Annotated in this window: 18 protein-coding genes and 1 pseudogene; 13 read left to right on the forward strand and 6 right to left on the reverse strand. The window is 57.1% G+C overall.

The window, feature by feature from the left end; genetic code table 11:
- Positions 1-219: 219 nt before the first annotated feature.
- From ABLV49_RS25880 to ABLV49_RS25925, 10 genes are all read left to right on the forward strand, one after another.
- On the forward strand, positions 220-723 hold the full coding sequence (locus tag ABLV49_RS25880; RefSeq protein WP_349283368.1) for a toll/interleukin-1 receptor domain-containing protein: 504 nt from the start codon (positions 220-222) through the stop codon (positions 721-723).
- A gap of 8 nt (positions 724-731) precedes the next feature.
- On the forward strand, positions 732-1,868 hold the full coding sequence (locus ABLV49_RS25885; protein ID WP_349283369.1) for a toll/interleukin-1 receptor domain-containing protein: 1,137 nt from the start codon (positions 732-734) through the stop codon (positions 1,866-1,868).
- A gap of 2 nt (positions 1,869-1,870) precedes the next feature.
- A complete protein-coding gene (locus ABLV49_RS25890; protein ID WP_349283370.1) occupies positions 1,871-2,461 on the forward strand; it encodes a hypothetical protein in 591 nt (196 codons plus the stop codon).
- A 17-nt stretch (positions 2,462-2,478) separates the two neighbouring features.
- The gene (locus tag ABLV49_RS25895) at positions 2,479-2,958 is read left to right on the forward strand and encodes a TIR domain-containing protein (RefSeq protein WP_349283371.1); all 480 of its coding nucleotides are present in this window, start codon (positions 2,479-2,481) and stop codon (positions 2,956-2,958) included.
- A complete protein-coding gene (locus ABLV49_RS25900; protein ID WP_349283372.1) occupies positions 2,955-3,365 on the forward strand; it encodes a hypothetical protein in 411 nt (136 codons plus the stop codon). Before ABLV49_RS25895 ends, ABLV49_RS25900 begins: the two co-directional genes overlap by 4 nt.
- Before the next feature lie 159 nt (positions 3,366-3,524).
- On the forward strand, positions 3,525-4,115 hold the full coding sequence (locus ABLV49_RS25905; protein ID WP_349283373.1) for a recombinase family protein: 591 nt from the start codon (positions 3,525-3,527) through the stop codon (positions 4,113-4,115).
- A gap of 226 nt (positions 4,116-4,341) precedes the next feature.
- On the forward strand, positions 4,342-4,953 hold the full coding sequence (locus ABLV49_RS25910) for a hypothetical protein (protein WP_349283374.1): 612 nt from the start codon (positions 4,342-4,344) through the stop codon (positions 4,951-4,953).
- Positions 4,954-5,074: 121 nt separating this feature from the next.
- Positions 5,075-6,274, forward strand: coding sequence for a 7-cyano-7-deazaguanine synthase (locus ABLV49_RS25915; RefSeq protein ID WP_349283375.1), 1,200 nt, complete (start codon positions 5,075-5,077; stop codon positions 6,272-6,274).
- Between the two features lie 42 nt (positions 6,275-6,316).
- A complete protein-coding gene (locus ABLV49_RS25920; RefSeq protein WP_349283376.1) occupies positions 6,317-7,528 on the forward strand; it encodes a helix-turn-helix domain-containing protein in 1,212 nt (403 codons plus the stop codon).
- Between the two features lie 4 nt (positions 7,529-7,532).
- Positions 7,533-8,093 (forward strand): hypothetical protein, encoded by a 561-nt coding sequence (locus ABLV49_RS25925; RefSeq protein WP_349283377.1) that lies wholly within the window; start codon positions 7,533-7,535, stop codon positions 8,091-8,093.
- Positions 8,094-8,211: 118 nt separating this feature from the next.
- On the opposite strand, the gene ABLV49_RS25930 is transcribed toward ABLV49_RS25925, so the two are convergent.
- The 6 genes from ABLV49_RS25930 to ABLV49_RS25955 form a co-directional block, all read right to left on the reverse strand.
- Entirely contained in the window at positions 8,212-11,301 is a 3,090-nt protein-coding gene (locus tag ABLV49_RS25930) for a type I restriction endonuclease subunit R (protein WP_349283378.1), read from the reverse strand.
- A gap of 26 nt (positions 11,302-11,327) precedes the next feature.
- Complete coding sequence (locus ABLV49_RS25935; RefSeq protein WP_349283379.1) at positions 11,328-12,647, reverse strand: McrC family protein; 1,320 nt, start codon at positions 12,645-12,647, stop codon at positions 11,328-11,330.
- Entirely contained in the window at positions 12,644-15,187 is a 2,544-nt protein-coding gene (locus ABLV49_RS25940) for an AAA family ATPase (RefSeq protein WP_349283380.1), read from the reverse strand. Before ABLV49_RS25940 ends, ABLV49_RS25935 begins: the two co-directional genes overlap by 4 nt.
- A gap of 94 nt (positions 15,188-15,281) precedes the next feature.
- Positions 15,282-16,349: a PDDEXK nuclease domain-containing protein gene (locus tag ABLV49_RS25945; protein WP_349283381.1), complete on the reverse strand. Its 1,068-nt coding sequence runs from the start codon at positions 16,347-16,349 to the stop codon at positions 15,282-15,284.
- Complete coding sequence (locus ABLV49_RS25950) at positions 16,346-17,395, reverse strand: restriction endonuclease subunit S (protein WP_415838259.1); 1,050 nt, start codon at positions 17,393-17,395, stop codon at positions 16,346-16,348. Before ABLV49_RS25950 ends, ABLV49_RS25945 begins: the two co-directional genes overlap by 4 nt.
- A 175-nt stretch (positions 17,396-17,570) precedes the next feature.
- Positions 17,571-19,124 (reverse strand): type I restriction-modification system subunit M, encoded by a 1,554-nt coding sequence (locus ABLV49_RS25955; RefSeq protein WP_349283383.1) that lies wholly within the window; start codon positions 19,122-19,124, stop codon positions 17,571-17,573.
- 663 nt (positions 19,125-19,787) lie between these two features.
- Here ABLV49_RS25955 and ABLV49_RS25960 point away from each other — a divergent pair.
- The 3 genes and pseudogenes from ABLV49_RS25960 to ABLV49_RS25970 form a co-directional block, all read left to right on the forward strand.
- Positions 19,788-20,498: a ParA family protein gene (locus ABLV49_RS25960; protein WP_349283384.1), complete on the forward strand. Its 711-nt coding sequence runs from the start codon at positions 19,788-19,790 to the stop codon at positions 20,496-20,498.
- On the forward strand, positions 20,498-20,875 hold the full coding sequence (locus tag ABLV49_RS25965; protein ID WP_349283385.1) for a hypothetical protein: 378 nt from the start codon (positions 20,498-20,500) through the stop codon (positions 20,873-20,875). The genes ABLV49_RS25960 and ABLV49_RS25965 overlap by 1 nt, the downstream gene beginning before the upstream one ends.
- 89 nt (positions 20,876-20,964) lie before the next feature.
- Positions 20,965-21,182: pseudogene (locus tag ABLV49_RS25970) on the forward strand (transposase); the annotation flags it as partial.
- Between the last annotated feature and the right edge of the window lie 604 nt (positions 21,183-21,786).

The raw sequence follows: 21,786 nt of genomic DNA on the forward strand, positions 1-21,786 counted from the left end.
GCGCCACGGGCGGGCTCGGCAAGGGCCGGTCTGGACGGGACGTTAATGACGCCTGAGCAGCGATAGCAGACATCAACTGGCGGGTGATCTTCGCCGTGGTTAAGCGCTGCCTTCCAAAGCTCGCTTCTTGCAGTGCTGCCGCAACCTCACGTTGATAGAACTACCACTGGCGGTAATTTATCAATTTGTTACCATTGTTGCCAAAATGAATAAACCTATATGGCGCTAGCCCAATCCGAACTCCAACAGGCCTCACAGCGACAGCCGCTATGGAAGTATCGGCCGCATACCGGCCGACAACGCACCGCGTTTCTTTGCCATAGCCATAAGGACAGCGTCCTGGCCGAGGGCCTTCAGGTCTTGCTTGCCGAGCAAGGTGTTGAGTTGTACATCGACTGGAAGGACGCGACGATGCCCGAGCGTCCCAACCGGGAGACTGCCGAGCGCATCCAGCTTCGAATCAAGACTTGTGACTGGGTTCTTTTCTTGGCCACGGGCAACTCGATGAGTTCTCGCTGGTGCCCTTGGGAACTGGGCTACGCCGACGGGATGAAACAGTTGGACCGGATCGCAATTGTGCCGACCCTAGATGCTGTGACCACCCATGGCAACGAGTATCTCCACCTGTACCGGCGTGTTGATCTCAGCGCCGCCGGAGAATTGCTATGGGTGCCGCCCAATAGCAATCAAGGCCAATACGTCCGGTCGATTCCTTTTTTGTAGAGGACGTCGTGGCGCTATATCAATGTTTACTGCTGGGCGCACCGACGCCCGAGCAAGCCGCATCATTCTCGGCGACGTTTGATGAGTGTCTTGGCCTATTCGGGCTGCAGCTTGGCCGCGACTACACCCTCGACCGAGGGATCCAAGCGCACTTCAGTGAGGTGACAGCAACGGTGGCGGTCTTCTTTGGCGCCGAGGGCGCTGAGTACACTGAAGCCACCGTTCTGACCCGGCTCGGTGTGCCGGTGGTGCCGGTGGTTTCAACGGCCGCGCGAGTTGGTGCAGAGTTGCCGCCATCGCTGCGCAATATCAATGCGCTAATCTCTGATCCGGCCGATTCAGCGCTGCGCCGAGTCGCCAGCGCAGCTCTGCAGTGCCTGGGGCTGCTGCCCGCGCAACGCCGCGTGTTCGTCAGCTATAGGCGAGAAGAGTCCGCAGATGTTGCCCTTCAACTTTTCGAGGCGCTCTCCGCCCGGCATTTTGATGTTTTCTTGGACACGCATTCAGTCTCAGTCGCGGCGGAGTTTCAGGCCGCCTTGTGGCATCGCCTGTGCGATTCGGATGTGCTGGTCATGCTCGACACACCAGGATATTTCAACAGCCGCTGGACGACGGTTGAGTGGGGACGCGCGGTTGCCAAGCACATCTCGATGTTGCAACTGGTGTGGCCAGACCATAAACCATCGCGGCACTCACGCTTGGCTACGTTGAAGCGTCTCAGCACCGATGACTTCGTCGGGACGCGCCTGAGCGCCACAGTGGTCAGTGACGTCGCCCTCGAACTAGAGCGTGTTCGGAGCCGCAGCGTGGCGCTGCGTCACGCGAACTTAGTGGGTATCCTGCGCACCGCCATTGAGGATCTGGGCGGTGCCGTAGAAGGCGTGGGGATGAGGAGATCTGTGCTCTTGAAGTTGCCGTCGGGCAATCCGCTTGTGGCCTATCCGGTGGTCGGCGTGCCGACGTCGCTCGATGTCCACGAGTGCTTCAACCTCTGTGACACCCGTGCCGCAGCGGTGGTTTATGACCATCTCGGGATCAGCGACGACTGGGTCCAGCACATGGACTGGCTCGCGCAGCGGGTGGGTGCAGTCAAATGGATTCGCAGCCGAGAGGCCGACTGGCAATTGGCAGACATCGAGCTATAGCCATGGGCGCGATTTTCCTTTCAGCCAGCGTGCCTACGAGACCACCGTTCGATACGGATTCCCGCCCGCAGGAAATCCAAGCGGTGATCAATGCGCTCGCCCAAGTCGCCTTGGGTAGGAAGAAGCTGGTGTGGGGTGGCCATCCGGCTATCACGCCGCTTTTGTGGGCTGCCGCACAGTCGGTCGGCGTCGAGTACGCCACGGCCGTTGCGCTCTTTCAGAGCCGGTTCTTCAAGGACGAGGACTTCCCGCAGGAGAACAAGCATTTCGCGAACGTCACCTATGTCGACCCGGTGCCTGGCGACTTGACCAACAGCCTGAAGGCCATGCGCCAAGCGATGATTAACTCGACCGAGTTCGACGCGGCGGTGTTCGTCGGAGGCATGGAGGGCATCAGGGACGAGTACGACATGTTCGCTGCCACTTGGCCGAACGCCACCTGCATTCCGATCGCACAGACCGGTGGCGCAGCATATCGACTTGCCCTTGATATCGGGTACCAGCCACCCGGCGACGTGGCGCCGCTGGACTTCGTCGCGCTGCTCTATCGTGAACTCAAAATTCGTCCTCGCCAAAAGCGAGAACTCAAGTAGATCCTTAGGAGGAAATCATGGCCAAGGTCCCGGTGTTTTACAGCTTCCACTTCAACAACGACGTCATGCGCGTCCAACAGATCCGTAACATGGGCATGATCGACGGCAATGAGCCCGTCTCGAAGAATGACTGGGAGACGGTAAAGAAAAGTGGTAGCGCGGCGATCGAGAAGTGGATCGATGACAACATGAAGTACAAGCGCTGCGTCGTCGTGTTGATCGGGACCGACACGAACGAGCGTCCATGGGTTATTCACGAGATCAAGAAGGCTTGGGAAGACGGTCGGGGCCTGCTAGGCATTCACATCCACAACCTCAACTGCCCCAACAACGGAACCTGCTCGAAGGGAAAAAATCCTTTTCATCAGTTTACGTTCAAGAAGAATGGGGTCGTCGTCGTTCCGCCGGTGTACGATCCGCCCGCAAGCAACGCGTACAACCACATCAAGAACAACTTGGCTGCCTGGGTCGATGCCGCAATCGCGCTGCGCAAATGACGGACACCCCTAATAAGCACAAGCATCTTGAGTTTATCCAGGCATCCATCAACCGAATGTCTGGCAATCTGTTTCTGCTCAAGGGGTGGAGCATCACCCTGATTGCAGCTTTATTCGCACTGGCCGCGAAGGATACTAACAAGGCCTACATCCTGATCGCCTATTTCCCGCTGTTTATTTTCTGGGCTCTCGACGGCTACTTCTTGAGCCAGGAGCGCAGATTCCGTGCCTTATACGAGCATGTGCGCAAGCTCAGAGAAGAAGATATCGACTTCTCGATGGAGACGGGCTCTTTCCGCACTGACCCCCGAACGAACTGGATGGCGGCGATAAGGTCGCGCACGCTGACTATCTACTACGCTGGGCTGGCCGTCGTCATGCTGGCCTTGGCCCCGTTCATTCGATAAGCCGAGGCTGCTCAGCAGAATAAGACCTCAGCAAGGTGACTGGCTCAGAACTTGTAAGTTCTGAGCCGGGCTGAAAAGGCTCATGAAGCTAGGCTCAAAAGACACAAAAACAGGTTAAGAGCCTGGCTTATAGTTGGCCTACTAACTTTTGAGCCAAAAATGAGCAACATTGCCTACTATCGGGTCTCGACCTCGGACCAGAGCATCGAATCGCAGCGCGCTGTCATGGGCGGCAGGTTTGACGAGGAGTTTGATGATGTCGGGGTCAGCGGCGCCATCCTGGCCGCGAAACGGCCGGGCTTTGCCAGGCTGCTGGCCTTCATCCGAAAGGGCGACACGCTGCATGTTTACGCGGTGGACCGGCTCGGGCGCGATGCTCTGGATGTCCAGTCCACCGTCCGGCTCTTGCTGGCCAAGGGCGTGGCCGTTCACGTGCAGGGCCTGGGCGTGATGGCCAAAGGCGCCGGCGAGTTGATCCTGGCCGTGCTGGCACAAGTCGCGGACATGGAGCGCCAGCGCATCGCCGAGCGCACGGCCGCTGGCCGACACGTGGCCCGTGAGTCGCTGACGCGCACCGGCCTGACACATCGTGGCAAAGAAAGCCTGGGTCGCCCTGTCAAGCTTGACGCTGCCGAGGTGGTCCGCTGGCGCCGAGAGGGCGGCGCCAGCCTGGCCAAGACGGCCGCGCATTGGGGCATCTCGCTGGCCACGGTCAAGCGTTATTGCAGTCTGTCCAAATCACCAGAATGAGCGATCTGCACGATGTTCGATTTGGGGTTTGAGGTGGCAGTGAAACGAAAAACCAGATTGATCACTGAGGGTAAATTCCCCGCCGCGAAGCGTGCGAGTCGGAGTGTCACTGATACCCGGCCCTTTGGAGATGTTGTTGGTTGACATTTTTTCAAAATAAAAAATTGTAATTTGACATTTGTAAAGTTTTCACATAACCTGCCGTAATTGATGCACAAGGACAGGTATGGCTGAAAACGAAATCTTGGATCTAAAAACTAGCAGTCGCTGGCGGCGCACTCGCGCGGCTTTGGCAAAGCCGGACCTGTCAGTTGCAGCAATGGCCGAGTGCGCAGCCGATAACCTTCAGTCTGAGCTTCAGCGTTCACTCGCGCAAGTCTTTCGAAAAGGGCAAACATTGCTGACCATCCTCCAAGCGGTTGATGAGCATCCTTCGGCGATGCGTGCTGCCATCAGAATTTTTCAAGACCAGCAACTCGCCCGAATTGCGCGCGATGCAGCCAAAGCAGCGGTGACAAAAGATATTTCAACCATTGCCCAGTGTGCTGCAGACATGCTTATCGATGGGCTGATGAAACAAGCCCTGATACTTGCTAACAACAACGGCTGCTTTCAAGATCGTCAGCGGATTGAGGCACTAGAAAGCGCTTTAACGAATGAGTTTTCCGTTCGCCGCAGCACCTTGGTAGCGGTCATCGAAACATCTCTTCAAGGACAACCTGTGAAGAAGCTCAAGACGGTAAGAAAAAACCGAATCCCAATGACTGCAGGTGCCGCAGTGCTTATACCGCTCGCAATAGTTAAGAGAGGCGGAAATCATGTCCCAAGACCGTACTAAATTCCTTTTTGTCCATGCAACGTCGGGTTGCATCCACGTTAGAGGCGACGTGGAACAGGATCTCCTTCTGCTGGCTGACGTGCCATGGAAAAGTCTGCCGACCCGCCCGACGGATCGAGGGATGGACCTTCTGAACATTGCCGCCGGGGTATATGCAGTGGATCGGGCTGTCAAGCGCCAGGCTAGCACAGGTAACGATACTGGCATTCGCTTTTTGAACGTGTGTTTTTCCGTTCAAGATTTGGCTTTCTGGCAGCGTTCCGACATTACTGAGGTGGTAGAGGAAATTTTGAGCTTCTTAACCGACGAGAACTGGTCAGTAGCTTTTAAACAGGCTAAAGCCGTGTCAGTGCCCCAACAGGCGCCACTGGACTTGTCGTTGATGCGAAGACCTCGCCGTATAGCGCTCTACAGCGGCGGATTGGATTCCGCTGCCGGTCTGGCAAACCGTGTCCTGGCGGGTATGGACGATTACCTGCTTGTGACGGTGGGACACCATAACAAGTTAAGACGTCTTTGTGCCAAGCAAATTAAGGAACTCAGTCAGCTTACGCAAACTCCACGTCAACTGCATTCAACTTTGACCGTGAATTTGCAGGGCGGAGTCACAAAACGGATGCGTCAGCAGGAGTCCTCTCAGCGCAGTCGTGCTTTTCTGTTTTGTGCTGCGGCCGCTGTGGCAGCGCAAACCTGCCAGATCGAGGAAATCGAGATTTTCGAGAATGGTGTGGGAGCAATCAACCTGCCGGTGATGACCGCAATGCTGATAGGCGGTTTGGCAACGCGAGGTGCGCATCCCACTTTCCTCAAGCGAATGGGCGAGCTTGCTTCTCATGTGGCGGAAAATCCGGTTCGCTACTCGCTACCTTTTGCGGCGCTGACCAAAGCTGAAATGCTTGCTCCTCTTAAAATACATGGTTTAGAGGCTTGGGCGCAGCAGTCTCAGTCTTGTGTCCATACCTCTTTGCGTGAGAAGGCAAGCCACTGCGGGCAATGCCCCGGTTGCATTGAACGCCGACAAGCGTTTGCTGCCGCCGGTATTGCTGAACTTATTGTCGGTCAATACAGTTTTGATCTGATCGAAGGAAAAACGCTCGCGCCTAACAGTGCTGACTACCTTCGGTGCTACCTAGACGACGCTGCAGCCTGGCTGAGTGGTGATACCTCAATACGCCACCGCCTTCATTGGCACCTCAGCGGAACGGATGTTCCTTCTGAGCAGCACAAGTTGATTGCCGAGCGTCAATATCGCCATGCTCAAGAGGTCATGACCACACTGGGCCACTTGACTGGGCAGCGCTTGGCCAAAGTCCCCAATTAACCCCTATGGAAGTCGTTCTTCGACTTCCCAAGAAACGTTTGCATGAACTACGAAAACACTGACCTTTCGGCCCTGGCTGAACGGCTTTTAGCCGCACGCAGGAGCGCCGGCATCACCCAGGACACGGCCGCCGCTCATCTGGACATGAGCCGGCCGACCTTCATTGCAATCGAAAAGGCGACGCGAAGGCCGCGTCCAGAGGAACTGGTGAAGCTTGCCACGCTGTACAAGACTTCTGTAAGCACGCTGCTGCGGCAGGAAACGCAGCCACCCAAGCTGCAGCCGCATCTTCGTTCGGTTTTCAATGGCAATGCGGAAGATCAAGAGGAGTTGGAGATCGCCATTGCCAAGCTCACGGGCTTTGTGGATGACTACCTGTTCCTTGAAAACAAGCTTGATGCACAGCTTGTCACCAACTTTCCTTCTCGCATTCGCGCGTCGGTCGGAGCCGTTGAACGATTTGCTGAGCACTGCGCACAGGAAGAACGGTCCCGGCTCAATCTTGGCGCGCACTTGCCGATCTACACCTTGCGCGAGGTCTTGGAAGATGTCGGCGTTCATGTTTTCCTGGACGCGTTGCCATCAAAATTGGCCGGGCTTTATGTCTTTGTGCCTGACTTTGGCTACTGCGTCCTCATCAACAAGTTGCACCCGAAAGAGCGCCGCCGCTGGACGACGGCGCACGAGTATGGGCATTTCCTCATGGATCGTGACAAGCCTGGTGTCGACTACCTTCGACCCATGCAACGCAAGCCTGAAAACGAGAAGTTTGCCGACGCTTTTGCCGCAGCGTTCCTCATGCCAGAGGCGGGAGTACAGCGGCGCTTCTACGAGGAAGTGGAGCGAAAGAGCGACTTCAATGTAGGCGATCTTTGCCGAATGGCTGACTATTTCGCTGTGTCGCTGATGGCGATGACGCTGCGGCTGGAGTCGCTCAACCTGATCGGTCGCGGAAGTTGGGACGCTATCAAGGAGGCCGGTGTGGCGGTCAAAGAACTCAAGCGCGAGGCTGGGGTGCAGGAACTGCCTGATGCTGATTCCGTCGACACCTTTCCCGACCGCTACAAACTGCTGGCGGTCCAGGCATGGTCTTCAGAAAAGATCAGCACTGGAACGCTTGCCAAGCTGCTTCGCTGCTCGGTTGTGGAAGCGCGTGAAATCGCTTACCGATGTGCCGAGGTTCAATTCGATGAAGATGGGATTTCAGAGCGATTTAGCGTGAATCTGACGGACTCGCTGCTGACGGTGCGGTAAGTGCATGAGCCACTATATTTTGGATGCCTGTGCGCTCGTTAATCTTTATTGCGCTTGGGGTGGTTTGGGCGAGCTACAAAATTTCGGCGCCTCGTGGAGTGTTGGAGATACTGCTCTAGGAGAGGCAATGTTCGTGCGGAATTTCGATTCCAATGGCCATATTTCCAAGGTCACGCTGGACCCTTTGGCTGTCGTTGCCGATGGCAATTTGCAGGTGCTCTCGCTTGCTGATGTGCGGGAGCATGCCTCTTTTATCGAGTTCGCATTGGAGTTGGACGATGGCGAGGCGCAAGCCATGTCTCTGGCCCTTCACCGGAAATGTTTATTGGTGACAGACGACCGACCTGCTGTTCGTGTTGCGAGCGGGCTGATTACTGTGGTTGCGATGGGAACGCCGGAAATACTTCTTGCGTGGGTGAAGGCGAACCCCGAACAACGGCATCGTCTGCCAGAGATCGTGCGTCGTGTGAGCGTACTCGGGCCGTTTCAGCTCAAGAAAAGCTCTCCCCATTACGACTGGTGGCAAGCGCTTCTATCGGACAGTAGTGCGCAATCTATAGCGTGACGCGGAGCTAAATATCCAGCTTAAGCCTGGTTCACACCTCGGACGCTTCGATCTCACAAGATGCCATGCCGGTGCAAAACCGCCCGCTTGACTCAGGCCAGCGTTTCTTCTCCAGCGCCTAAATCGACCAAACTACCCCCAGCGCCTGCGCCTGCTGCAGCACCAGCTCCACCGCCGCATCCTGCAGGTCCGGCGGGTATTTGTACTTGCGCAGGATGCGCTTGACCATCAGGCGCAGCCTGGCGCGCACGCTTTCGCGCTCCGACCAGTCCACGCTCAGGTTTTGCCGCAGGTTCTCGGTCAGCTCATGGGCGATCTTCTTGAGGGTTTCATCGGTCAGTTCCCGGACGGCCGATTCGTTGGTGGCCAGCGCGTCATAAAACTTGATCTCGTCCTCGGTGAGGCCCAGCTGTTCGCCCCGGTGGGCCGCTTCCTGAAACTTCCTGGCCATCGCCACCAGTTCCTCCATGACCTGGGCGGTCTCGATGGAGCGGTTCTGGTAGCGCTTGATGACGCCGGCAAGCAGCTCGGAAAACTTCTTCTCCTGCACCACGTTGCTGGCAAACCGGCTCTTGATCTCGCCCTCCAGCAGCCGCTCCAGCAACTCGACCGCCAGGTTCTTCTCGGGCAGGTTCTTCACCTGCGCCAAGAACTCGTCGGACAGCAGCCCGATGTTGGGCTTGTCCAGCCCGACGGCGTCAAAAATGTCCACCACGCTGTCCGACACCACGGCCGAGTTGATGATCTGCCGGATGGCCAGGTCGCGCTGCTCGTCGGTCTTCTTTTGCGCGCTCAAATCCTTTTTGGTCAGGATGACCTTGACGCCCTGCAAAAAGGCCACTTCCTCGCGCACCGCCTTGGCCTCGTCCAGCGTGCAGCACAGGCTGAACGCCTTGCTCATCGCCAGGGCCGTGTCGGCAAAGCGCTTCTTGCCGTCCTGGATGCCGAGCACATGGTTGGCGGCGCCCGCTAGCGCCTTGTGGCCGCCGGTCAGAAAACCGCTGTAGTCGTAGCCGTGCAGCATGGTTTGCAGGATGTCGAGTTTTTCGGCCAGCACGCTGAACGCTTCATGCGCGTCCACCGTGGGCCGTCCCCGGCCCTTGCTCTGGGTGTATTCCTTCATGGCGGCTTTGAGTTCATTGCCGATGCCGATGTAGTCCACCACCAGGCCGCCCTGCTTGTCCTTGAACACCCGGTTGACCCGGGCAATCGCCTGCATCAGGTTGTGGCCCTTCATGGGCTTGTCCACGTACAGGGTGTGTACGCACGGCGCGTCAAAGCCGGTGAGCCACATGTCGCGCACGATGACCAGCCTCAAGGGATCGGCCGGATCCTTGAAGCGTTTTTCCAGGCGCTTCTTGACCTGCGCGCTGTAGATGTGCGGGCGCAGCAGCGCCTTGTCGCTGCTGGACCCGGTCATCACGATCTTGATGGCGCCCTTTTCGGGATCGGGGTCGTGCCAGTCGGGACGCAGCTTGACGATCTCGTTGTACAGATGCACGCAGATGTCGCGGCTCATGGCCACCGTCATGGCCTTGCCGCTCTGGGCTTTGTTGCGCTCCTCGAAATGCGCCACCAGGTCGGCCGCGACGCTGGCAACGCGCGGTTCAGCGCCGACCACCTGCTCCAGGGCAGCCCAGCGGCTTTTGAGCTTGGCCTGGGTGCTTTCCTCCTCGTCCTCGGCCAGCTCATCGACCTCTTCGTCGATCAGCGAAAAATCTTCTTCCTTGAGCTTCAACTTGGCCAGGCGCGACTCGTAGTAGATAGCGACCGTGGCGCCGTCCTCCTTGGCCTGCTGCATGTCATAGACCGAGATGTAGTCGCCGAACACGGCGCGCGTGTCGCGATCCTCACTGCTGACCGGGGTGCCGGTGAAGGCCACGAAGGTGGCGTTGGGCAGTGCGTCGCGCAGGTGCTGGGCGTAGCCGACCTGGTAGGTCTCGTGTCCGGGCTTGCCCTTGAGCTTGGCCTCGAAGCCGTACTGGGTGCGGTGCGCCTCGTCGGCAATGACCACGATGTTGTGGCGCTCGGACAGGGTGGGGAAGGTGTCCTCGTCCTCGCCCGGCATGAACTTCTGGATGGTGGCGAACACGATGCCGCCCGAGGGCCGGTTCGCCAGCCTGGTCCGCAGATCCTGCCGCGTGCTGACCTGCACCGGCTGCTCGCGCAGCAGATCCTGGGCCAGGCTGAACACGCCAAAGAGCTGGCCGTCCAGGTCGTTGCGGTCGGTAATCACCACGATGGTCGGGTTTTCCATCTCCGGCTCCTGCATCACGCGCGCGGCAAAGCAGGTCATGGTGATGCTCTTGCCGCTGCCCTGGGTGTGCCAGACCACGCCACCCTTGTGGGTGCCACCGGGGCGCGAAGCGGTCACGACCTGGTTAATCGCCGAGCGCACCGCATGGAACTGGTGGTAGCCGGCGATTTTCTTGGCCAAGGCGCCATCGTCCTCGAACAGCACGAAGTAGCGCAGGTAGTCCAGCAGGTAGGCGGGCGCCAGCACGCCGCGCACCAGGGTCTGCAGCTCGTTGAATTCGCCCAGCGGGTCCAGCGTCACGCCGTCGATGGTGCGCCAGGCCATGAAGCGCTCGCTGCTGGCCGAGAGCGACCCGAGCAGCGCCTCGGTGCCGTCCGAGATGACCAGGATCTCGTTGTACTCGAACACGCCCGGGATCTGCGCCTTGTAGGTCTGGATCTGGTCGTAGGCTTTCCACACATCGGCGTTGAGGTCGGCCGGGTTCTTGAGTTCGAGCAGCGCCAGGGGCAGGCCGTTGACGAACAGGATGATGTCGGGGCGGCGCGTGTGGTGCGCGCCTTTGAGGGTGAACTGGTTGACCGCCAGCCATTCATTGCGCACGGGATTGGCCCAGTCGATCAGGCGCACGAAGTCGCCCCGGGTCTGGCCGTCCTGTTGGTACTGCACCGGCACGCCGCCCACCAGCAGTTTGTGGAAATGCCGGTTGGCGCTCAGCAGCGCCGGGATGCCCAGGTCAAGAACCTGCTTGAAGGCGTCTTCGCGGGCGGCGGTCGGGATGCCGGGGTTGAGCTTGTGGATGGCCTCGCGCAGCCGGAAGGGCAGCAGCGCCTGGCTGAAACTGCTGCGTTCGGGCGTGGGGCCGTCAGGGGCGATGTCGTAGCCGCAGCGGCAGGTGTAGCCCACGTCCTGCAGCCAGGCGAGGGTTTCTTGTTCGAGTTGGTCTTCAGTCATATGTGTTCAATGCCCCTGCCCTTGCTTCAAACTGCACCAAAGGCAGCCATTGGCTCTTTTGACCCTTGCGTGGGCTTGCAATGCCTTGGTAGAGAAATCAAATCTGAACCAAGCAACTGATCGTCATCCAGATCAAACGGAAGAACACTCAGCATGAGGTTTTCATCGAAATGAAAGGGTACCAGTGGCTCCGCAAATAATGTGGTCCTTGGGTACACCAAGGCCATGTTTCCTCGCCCCTGAAGGTATTTCATCCCATATGCATGCAATTGGTAGAAATCACTTTGGCTCAGTCCGTATTTGCTGTCTCGGTCGGCAGAATTCAGTCGCTTCCACTTGGTGTCCAGAATCCACCGATGGGCGCCGGCCTCAACCAGAAGATCAGGCTTTAACTGGAAGATCGGCTTACCATCGTGAGTGCAAAGTGACAGGCTCGACGCTGGTGCGCGCAATCGAACATCCGACGGCAGCTGTCGGCGCAACCAACGTGTCACATGCTGCTCGAACAGCCGCTCCATTGGAAAGAGCAGGCTTAGGCCCGAGTGCGTACCTAGCAACGCCAGTGGAAGGCTGCGGTTCAGGATCAGTTCGCACCATGGTTTGATGGCACGGTAATGCACCATCAGACTGTCAGTTCCCCAAGCACGGAAATCATCCTGAATCCGCGTGCTGGCCGACACCTCAGCAAGGCGAAAGCTTATCTCTTGCGCCAATCGCCAGTTGTCAGGATGTTGCGTGGCCAGGCGAATGCTCTCCAACGCCAGCTTGAGCAAGCGGTTCTCGGGACGATCAGGGACGAAAACATCGTGGCGTACCTGAAAGTGGTGAGCGCGCCCTGGTGGCTGGCGCAATTGAGCAAAGACATTGAGTTGTCCGCGCAAGAATGGGCGCTCTTCCTCGACCCGCTGGTAGTCGAAGCGGATGCCGCGCTTCAGGATCCGATCAAGCTCAGTCAGAAAGCGGCCCATTACCCACTCGGTCAGTGGCGCATCAAAGCGCTCCAGTTGGGCTTCGCCTGCATCGCGAGTCGGCAAATCCAGCATGGACTGGATCATCCTGCGCAACAGGGCTCGACATGACGTCAGGCTGTCTCCATGATCCTGGTGCTTGGGCAGCACCTCCAGCGTCGTGCCGCAGGGTGTCTGCAGCACCCCGACATAGTTATCCAAGCGTAGCCAGCGCCGTCCATCCACCTGAAGCAATCTGGCCCCAGCGCGGGAAAATGATTCGTTGAGCCGGCAAAGGTGGTCAAAAGCGCTCACGCTGACCTGCGCGCGGTCCAGTGAGGCCTCACATGGCTCCGTGGTGAGCCGCGCATATTCGCGAACGCTTACGAGCGTATTCACGAGATAAGTGTATGGTCAATCACGCCCAAGTAGCTCTCGGGGAAATCAAAAGCGGTGGCGTTAGTCTGCCAATTGGGCCGATGCTGTGACACGATCACGTCCTCACCAAACAGCGTCTTGATATCCTGTTTCTTCGGCTGGATGAATTGGTACTGCCCTGAGGGTTTGCGGTGATCGTTGAGCACCCACTGGATGCGCTGCCAATCGTCAAAGAAATACTCCTGCAGCAGCGGCAGCACCTGATTGCGGAAAATCTCGCCCAAGCGCGACATGCGCTTGTCTTTTTCCAATGGCATGAAATAGGCGTGACCCAAGGCGTGCTCCCTGTCCAGAAGCGCTTCAATACGCTGGTTCATCACCCGCAACAGTTTGCCCACGTTGACCCCATCAACCTCAACAGCATCCAGCAACTCTGGCTTTGGTGGCATTTCCTTAAAGACAAACCGGCGACGCAAAGCCACGTCCAAGCCAGTCAGCGAACGGTCGGCCGTGTTCATGGTGCCGATCAGATACACGTTGGCCGGAACGCCGAAGCTGCTCCTTGAGTAAGGCAACACGGTTTCTAGCGCTTCAGCCTCACCCGTTCTTTTGGATGGTTCGATCAATGTGATCAGCTCGCCAAAGATGCGCGAAACATTGCCTCGGTTGATCTCATCGATCACCAAAACATAAGGCTCCCGTGCAGGCGGTGATGCCTGCGGCAGATCACTGAACTTGACGTTGGCCGCGGTCAACGCCTCCAGCAGATCAGGCCATTTGATCCGCCTCAAGGGGTACACGGTCTGCAGGGTTAGCTGCTTACCGTTGTTGAGTGCCACGACGTTAAAGTCAAGTCCTGTGGCCAGCCAATGAATTGGTAGCTTGTGGACGTAGTCCTTGCGAACGCCAGCAGGAACATTTGCTGTGTATTCGTACTCACCGGTGACAACTCCCACCGCACCAATCGTTGTGCGACTGGCCAGGCAAACGACCACATCGCCCACCACAATCTTCTCACCGAAATTTTCCAGCGATTTCCGCTCTTTCACACCCAGGTGCAAGTTAGGGTCTGCTAGATTGGCTGTGTCCAGATTACCGGCTTGAGACCACCCGATACGGCCCTCGCCGTGGCTCAAGCAATAGGTACGGGTTTCACCGGAACTACTGGCCTCCTCGATGGACAATTTCCAAACTTTGGCACCTTCGCGGATACCGACTTTCGCCTCAAGTTGTTTGTTGCGTCGCGCATCCGTGCAGAGCTGAGCGAATACACCTGGCTCCACCCGATACTGCAAGCTTTCTGACGAACTTTCATCATCTGTCTCTGTATCCGCCCGAATGCCCTCCACGAAGTCCTCATAACTGAAGCTCTGGTGGAAGGTCACGAAGCGCATACGGCCTGCATCTCGAAACTCATCAAAGCGGCGCTTTAATGCTTCCCGGTTCTGGATGTTCAAAGTGAGGAAAGCTGGGTCAAGAACCTCAAGTGCTGTATCGATCGTGGCGAACGTCTTACCCGTTCCGGGAGGTCCAAAGAGGATTTGATTGAGCGGCGGTTTGGGCATGGATACTTCGTCTATTAGGGATTGGGAAGTCACGATGCTGGGGACCTTTTCGCCGTCATAGGCCTCACAAAGAGCTACCAACGCCAGACGGGTGGGGATCGTTATCTTGACGATGGCGGTTCCCTCGGCCAGCGAAGGCGCGTTGGCAGGGATGTTGCTGCTGCGGCTTTTGCTGGCAGCGTAAGGAATCACAGAAGTCAATTGCCCCTTCACTTCGTCGGTGAGCCAGTCCCCTTGACTCAGGTACAGCGTGGGCGTCTTGTTGTCCAGCGCAAGTGCCACTTCGAGCCCACCCGCTGTTCGAAAGCCTGCCATTTTGTCTGTTGCCAACTTGATAGGGGTGAACCGATCCGATGCCATCAGGAAAGCATGTGTGTCTGGTGTGCTCAGCTTGGCTGACTCGATTGCCTGAATCTGCTCCCAAAGCTCATCACCGTAGGTCAGCAGATCCTGACCATTGCGCTTGGCTATGAGTTGTGCATGCATCTCACTGCAGCTGACTCGCCTCTCGCGGCTGGCGACTGCATGGAGACTTTCCTTTTTGAAGATGGGAAGTACGCATGGCTGCGTAGGATGCTGAAAGAGAAATGCAATCTTCCATTTGGTTACCGTGCCCAGGTCAGCCGCCTCGATGGTAGCCAGATCGCCTTTACGGGCAGCATGCGCGACCTGCGAGATGATGTTTCTAACGGTTGTGAACGCCTGCGCTGACGTCTCGCCGTACTTGCCGAACCATCCATATTCCGCGTCGTACCGCAACCCGCGCTGATCCGCCTTGTCGCTCAGGTCTTTGCGAGAAAAAACCCCAAACTTGAAAGAGGATCCGCCCCAAATGGAGCCGAGGTTTTCAGTACGAGTTTCCAGCCAGTTCGCAAAGCTGTCCTTGTCACCTGCTTGCGTGTACTGAGGCAGGGTCATCTGGTTCAATGCTTCGATCGGCCACCGCTTTAGGAAGTCATCCCACGTTGCTTGACGTTCTTCAATCGATGTGGTCATTCTGCAATTTTCTTCATGATTGCCTCAAGTTTAGGTAGGCGTAGGTGGCCCGAGATCAGGCACAATGGTTTCTTTTGTTCACACTGCTGTTCTGTCATGGCTTGTTGTCCGGTACATCCGGTTTGTTCAGTTCTCCGGCCAGCTCCGCCTCAATGTCGGCGATGCTCGGCAGGCTCTGCTCCAGGGTGGCCGGCAGGTCGCGCAGCAGCTGGTACTCGGCCACGCCGATGGGCTTGTCGATGCCTGAGAGCGCATATTCGGCTACCAGCCGGTTTTGCTGCTTGCACAGCAGCAGGCCGATGGTCGGCTTGTCGTCCGGCGCTTTCACCTGCGCATCGACTGCCGCCAGGTAAAAATTGAGCTGGCCGGCGTGCTCGGGCTTGAAGGCTGTGGCCTTGAGTTCGATCACCACATAGCATTTGAGGCGCGTGTGATAAAAAAGCAGGTCGATGAAGAACTCGTCGCCGGCGACCTCCAGCCGGAACTGCCGGCCCACAAAGGCAAAGCCGGCGCCCAGCTCCAGCAAGAAGCGGGTGATATGACGAATCAGGCCGTTTTCTATTTCTCGCTCGTGCGCGTCGTCGCCCAGGCCCAGGAAGTCGAACAGGTACGGATCCTTGAGCGTTTCGCGGGCCAGCGCCGACTCGGCAGCAGGCAGGCGAGCCTGAAAGTTCGTCACCGCGCCGCCCTGGCGCTGCTGCAGCCGGTTCTTGATGTGCAGCGCCAGCGTCGTGCGCGACCAGCCGTGCTGCACCGTCTGCACCGCATACCATTCGCGGTCGGCGGCGTTGTCCAACTGGGTCAGCAGCGTCACGATGTGGAACCACGGCAATTGGTCAGCAGGCTGCTGACCAAATTGGCCATCCGGGCAATGCTGGGCGAAAAACCGCATGTACTTGAGGTTGCTCGGCGACCAGCCGCGCATGTCGGGAAAGCCGTCCTTCAGGTCACGGGCCAGCCGGTCAATGACCTTGGTGCCCCAGCCTTGCATTTGTTGGCGCTGCAGGATGTCGCGCCCGATGCGGCCGTAGAGCTGCACCAGCTCGGCATTGACCGCGAGCGCGGCGCGTTGCCGGGCTTGGGCAATCTGGCCCTTGAGCTGGGCCAGCCAGTCGGCGTAGCCCTCGGGCAGGGCGAGCGCAGGTTTGCCTGCGGGCTTCATGCGCAGGCTTCTTCGAGCAGCGATTCGGCTTCGGGCAGGCGCAAATGGCCAGAGATCAGGCGCGGCAGCAGGGTGTCGCGCAGGGTGGCGAGGGTTTGGGCTTCTCCTCTGTTGTGACCAATTCTCTCAAATATAGGCTTCACCAGCACAGCAAATGCCTCCAGCACCCGTGACCCAGGGATAACAAAATTCATGCTCGAAACACCATCTGGCTTTACCCGTTGGTGGCTGTTTGATGTTCCGGTCACCAATTGGCAAAGCAATTCCTGAAACTTGGGTGTCGAAAAAGCGCAATAGATGAACTCTTTTGATGCGCTACTAGCAGGCACAAACACCAAAAATTCTGTCGAGCAAACAGCATGACGCCCAACGTCAACGGGAAGCCAAACACGGGGAATGTGTGGATTCAGCTTAGAAAGCAGTACAGCATCGGGTGGCACTGAAGTTTTGTTGCTTTTAATCTCTTCCCCCAACTCCGATACAGGCATTTGGTGTTTATCGAATGCGGGCAAGCTGAAATGCTCAAACAGGGTTTCGGGGTTCTTCAGTGGGTTGATCGAACCTTTGTGCTGTCGAGCTAATTCACCCAGCTTCCCGATCTGCCACCCCCTCGGCACCAATCCCAGCTCCGAGTCCTCAAATCCATCAGGAAACAGCGCCGTCGTGGCCTCGTCCATGCCTTCGGGAACGCAGCCTTCCATCTTGGCGCGCACGGGGTCGAAATCGACAAACCACGACTTGAACAGCGCCTGGGCGATGGCTTCGAGCGTGGCGTTGGTTTCTCGCAGGAGGGCGATGCGGTTGTCGAGGGCGCGAAGCAACTCAACGATGCAATCCTGCTCATGCCGAGCCGGCACCCGAAGGGGCATCGAGTAAATGAAATTCCGATTTAGAGACGGCTGTGCGCTTCCTGAGTTGAAAGCCGCAAGGTCGAGTGTCTGGAGCAAGTAATAAGCAAAACGCGGGTTATTGCCAAAAAAATCGGTGACATACAAACAAGTGTTGTGCGGCCAATAATCAACTTCGGAAAAATGAACTCTACCCATCGAAGCGCCACTTCGTCCAATTACAACCCCTGGACCTCTAGCTTTTGCTTCGGAGTGAGTCCCATTTGGACCCGCCGAACCCATAACAGGCACTGAGCCTGGGCGTTGTTCAGAGGCAGTTAAGTCATGGCCCCGCTGGAGACGAACGAAGTTACCAAGGGTGCAATCAGCCAACTCAGAACTCATATCCCAGCCCTCCCAGCTTGCGCCGGATCAGCACGTCCAGCTCCGCGCCCCTGGCCATCTGCTCGCCCAGCTTCTCGGTCAGCTGCTGCATCTTGGTGGCGAAGTCCTCGTCGTTGTCCTCGACCTCTTCGGCGCCTACATAGCGGCCGGGCGTGAGGACGTGGCCGTGCTGGGCAATTTCAGCCAGCTTGACGCTGCGACAAAAGCCCAAAATGTCCTGGTACTCGCCCGCGTCCGCCTCGCCGCGCCAGGCGGCGACGGTGGCGGCGATGCGCGCTATCACCTCGTCGTTGAATTCGGACTGCACCCGGCTGATCATGGTCGCCAGCTTGCGCGCATCAATGAACAGCACCTCGCCCTTGCGGTGGGTTTTCTGCTTGACCAGAAACCACAGGCACGCCGGAATCTGGGTGTTGAAAAACAGCTGGCCGGGCAGCGCGACCATGACTTCGACCACATCGGCCTCGACCATGGCGGCGCGAATCTGGCCTTCGCTGTTCTGGCTGCTGGACATGGAGCCATTGGCCAGCACGATGCCGGCGCGGCCGGTGGGCTTCAAGTGGTGCAGCATGTGCTGCAGCCAGGCGTAGTTGGCGTTGCCCGGCGGCGGGTCACCATGGACCCAGCGCGCATCTCCCATCAGGCTGCCGTGCCACCAGTCGCTGATGTTGAAGGGCGGATTGGCCAGGATGAAGTCGGCGCGCAGGTCCGGGTGCTGGTTGCGGGTGAAGGTGTCGCCGGGCTCTTTGCCCAGGTTGAAGTCGATGCCGCGAATGGCCAGGTTCATCGCCGCCAGGCGCCAGGTGGTCGGGTTGGCTTCCTGCCCGTAGATGGACACGTCGCCCAGCTTGCCGCCGTGCGCTTCGATGAACTTTTCCGACTGCACGAACATGCCGCCCGAGCCGCAGCACGGGTCGTAGACCTTGCCGCTGTGCGGGCTCAGGATGGCCACCAGTGTCTTGACGATGCTCGCTGGCGTGTAGAACTGCCCGCCGCGCTTGCCTTCGGCGCTGGCGAACATGCCGAGAAAATACTCGTACACCTGGCCCAGCACGTCGCGGGCGGTCGAGGGGTTGTCGCCAAAGCCGATGGTCGAGATCAGGTCCACCAGTTCGCCGAGCTTGCCGTCGGGCAACTGGGCGCGGGCGTAGCGCTTGTCCAGGATGCCCTTGAGCGTGGGGTTTTCCGCCTCGATGAGCGTCAAGGCGTCGTCAATGCGCTTGCCAATGTCCACCTGCTTGGCGGCGGCGCGCAAGCTCTCCCACCGGGCGGCTTCGGGCACCCAGAAGGCGTTGACCTCCTTGTAGTAGTCGCGGTCTTCGAGTTCGGCCTCGATGTCCTCGGGCGCGGCGTCCCCGTAGTAGTAGGCGTCGGCCGGGTTGGTCAGGCGGGTAGTGAGTTCCGCGCGGCGGGCGGCAAAGGTGTCGGAGATATATTTGACGAAGATCAGGCCCAGCACCAGGTGCTTGTATTCGGCCGCGTCCATGTTGGCGCGCAGTTTGTCGGCGGTGGCCCAGAGGGTTTTTTTGATGTCGTCGAGCATTGCGTGGCGTTTTTCCGGGTCGGATTCATTTTGTTTCAGCTCTTGGGATTATGGAGGGCGAAAACCAAAGCACGTCCTTGGTGGATTCCCGGCGCCGAACTCTGAAAACGTGGCGATAGGTTGTCAGGAGTTCTTGCAGCGCGAGCATGTTTTGGGTGCTCTGGGAGAAGTAGTTTTTAAGCTCGAATGGTGGTGTTGCCACCTCGACGGCGGCCTATACGAAACCGTTTCTGTCAGCTGCAAGCGAGTGCATTCAACAAATTGAGGCTGGTCGGCGGTTGTCAGGGGATTGTCTGGGCGTCTCCCGGCTGGGGCCGGGACCGGGCTCTATGGATAAACCACCAAGCCACACCGCAAAACGCCCGTGTGTCTTGGCCCTTCGGGTAACGATCCCTGACGCTGATCCTCTCTCTGAACAACCAGCTGTGCTTCAGCAGCTTCAAGAGTGAAGTATGTTGTTCACGGGGTATTTCATGATACCTGTATGGATATCTAAGTAGATATCCATACAGGTATCTTATACGATAACCAAAAAGGTATCTTTTCTTTTATAATTTGATACCCATATGAAAACCCTTTTGGGTATCCTAAAAGATATCTTTTCGGATATCTTTATGGGTTGCCATTTTGGTATCTTGTAAATTTCTTATTTGAGGCTTTTCAATGCCATCCATAATTTTTGCCTCGCCTAAGGGCGGAGCCGGTAAAACCACATCGGCGCTCATCCTGGCAACCCAAATCGCAAAGCAGGGGATTGCTGTGACCATCATCGACGCGGACCCGAACCATCCGGTGAAGCGATGGGCTAAGGGTGGTGGAACCCCGGAAAAGCTCACTATCGTTTCCGATGTGACCGAAGCGAACATTGCAGATCAGATTGAGGAAGCAGCGGGAAAGACGCCCTTTGTTGTTGTTGATATGGAGGGAACCGCAGCAACAATCGTCGCTTACGCTATTGCCGAGGCCGATTTTGTGATCATCCCTACCCAGGGTTCACAGCTGGACGCGGAGCAGGCCAGCAATGCTTTGCGCCTGATCCGCGCCCATGAGCGCGGAATCCAGAAACACAAGCCAGATTACAAGTTGCCCTATGCGGTACTGTTTACCCGAACCTCGGCAGCAATCACAAGCCGGGACACCAAGTTCATTCGAAAGAGTTTTGAAGAGGCCGGAGTTTTCTACTTTCGCACCGAATTGAACGAACGCGCCGCTTTCAAAGCTATGTTCTCGTTCCGTCAGCCGCTTGAGGCATTGAACCCGGCAGAGGTTTCCAACATCCCCAAAGCCATAGAGAATGCCGAAGCCTTTACCAGCGAAGTAATCGAACGCATCCGATCGGCAAAAGCCACCCCAGACAAAGAAAAGGTTGCATGATGAGCCGTGCCAATCCCCTTGATAGCCTTAATCTGGATGATTTTCAGATCAAGCCAGCAGAAGAGAAAAAGCCTAAGCAGGACAGAGAGGCCATTGCCAAGGTTGCTGAAGAAAATGGTTTTCCAAGTCGTCAAGCTCAGCTTAAGGCCAGCATCGAACGCCCACGGCAGCATTACTTTCGAACCGGACGCAATATGCAGATGGCCATTAAAGGCACCCCGGAATGCCATGAACACCTTCAAAGGCTAGTTCAGGAACTGGATGTGCCAAAAGGCGTCATTCTTGAGGAAGCCTTGAAAGCACTGGATGCCATTAAATCCAGTCCCGAGCTAATTGAACGCCTTGACCGGGAATTTCCTAAACGTCATCAAAGATAGCTTATAAGATACCCATTACGATACCCAATTAGATACCCAATTAGATATCTTTATGGATATCTAATTGGGTTGAAAATAGAACTTGCCACGCAGACCGATACTGTACGGGTAAGGAAGTGAAGCAGGACGCAAGCAAAAACGGTATCGAATTGCAACTGGTCAAGCTCTTGAGGCTAAGAAGGGTTTTGTGCTGCTGCCCAGGCGCTGCGTGGTCGAGAACAGCTTTGGATGGCTGGCTAAGTTCAGACGGGCGAGCCGCGATTTCGATCGCATGCCTGAGGTATTGGCCGGGCTGGGGTCATCTTAGGAAGGCCAGAATTTTATCAAGTTTTGAGAGCGAAAAAGCGTTCACACCTGCTCCAGTCCTTACGTTCGCTGCGCTTACCTATGGAGAAGCAGCGCCAGTCGGCACGGGAAAACTCAGACCGCTACGGCCGCTGACCAACCCTTAGCATACGATTTTCCCCGTTTCCTGAAGCCACCCTCACTGCAGCTTACGCTTGCCAGACAAACAGGGCGATTTCGCAGCCCATCCTTGATGGCTCAAATTTGAATTCGCCATATCGAAATGTGATGGTTTAATTGTCGAGAACCTCAAGAGAATGATGACTGATTGGGAGGTTTTCATGCTTCTTAACGGGCAGCGGCAACGCTGGCACATTGTTTCCCGTGGATGGAGGCACGCCGCCTTGATTGAACCGAGCCATTGAATAACAAAATTCTGGAAAGTAATTGCAAAAGCACTACCACAGGTGAGGCACAAAAAACTTGGCCTTAAAAAGGCTGCAAGATAGAAAAAAGTCCAGTGCGGGAACACTGGGCTTTTTGGTTGTTTTGCGAGAACAGTCGATATCAGTAGGAACTAATTAATCTTCGCGTGACAAGCGGAATTCTATCGAAAAGGAAAACCC

This window comes from Polaromonas hydrogenivorans, from assembly GCF_040105105.1.
Lineage (GTDB): Bacteria > Pseudomonadota > Gammaproteobacteria > Burkholderiales > Burkholderiaceae_C > Polaromonas > Polaromonas hydrogenivorans.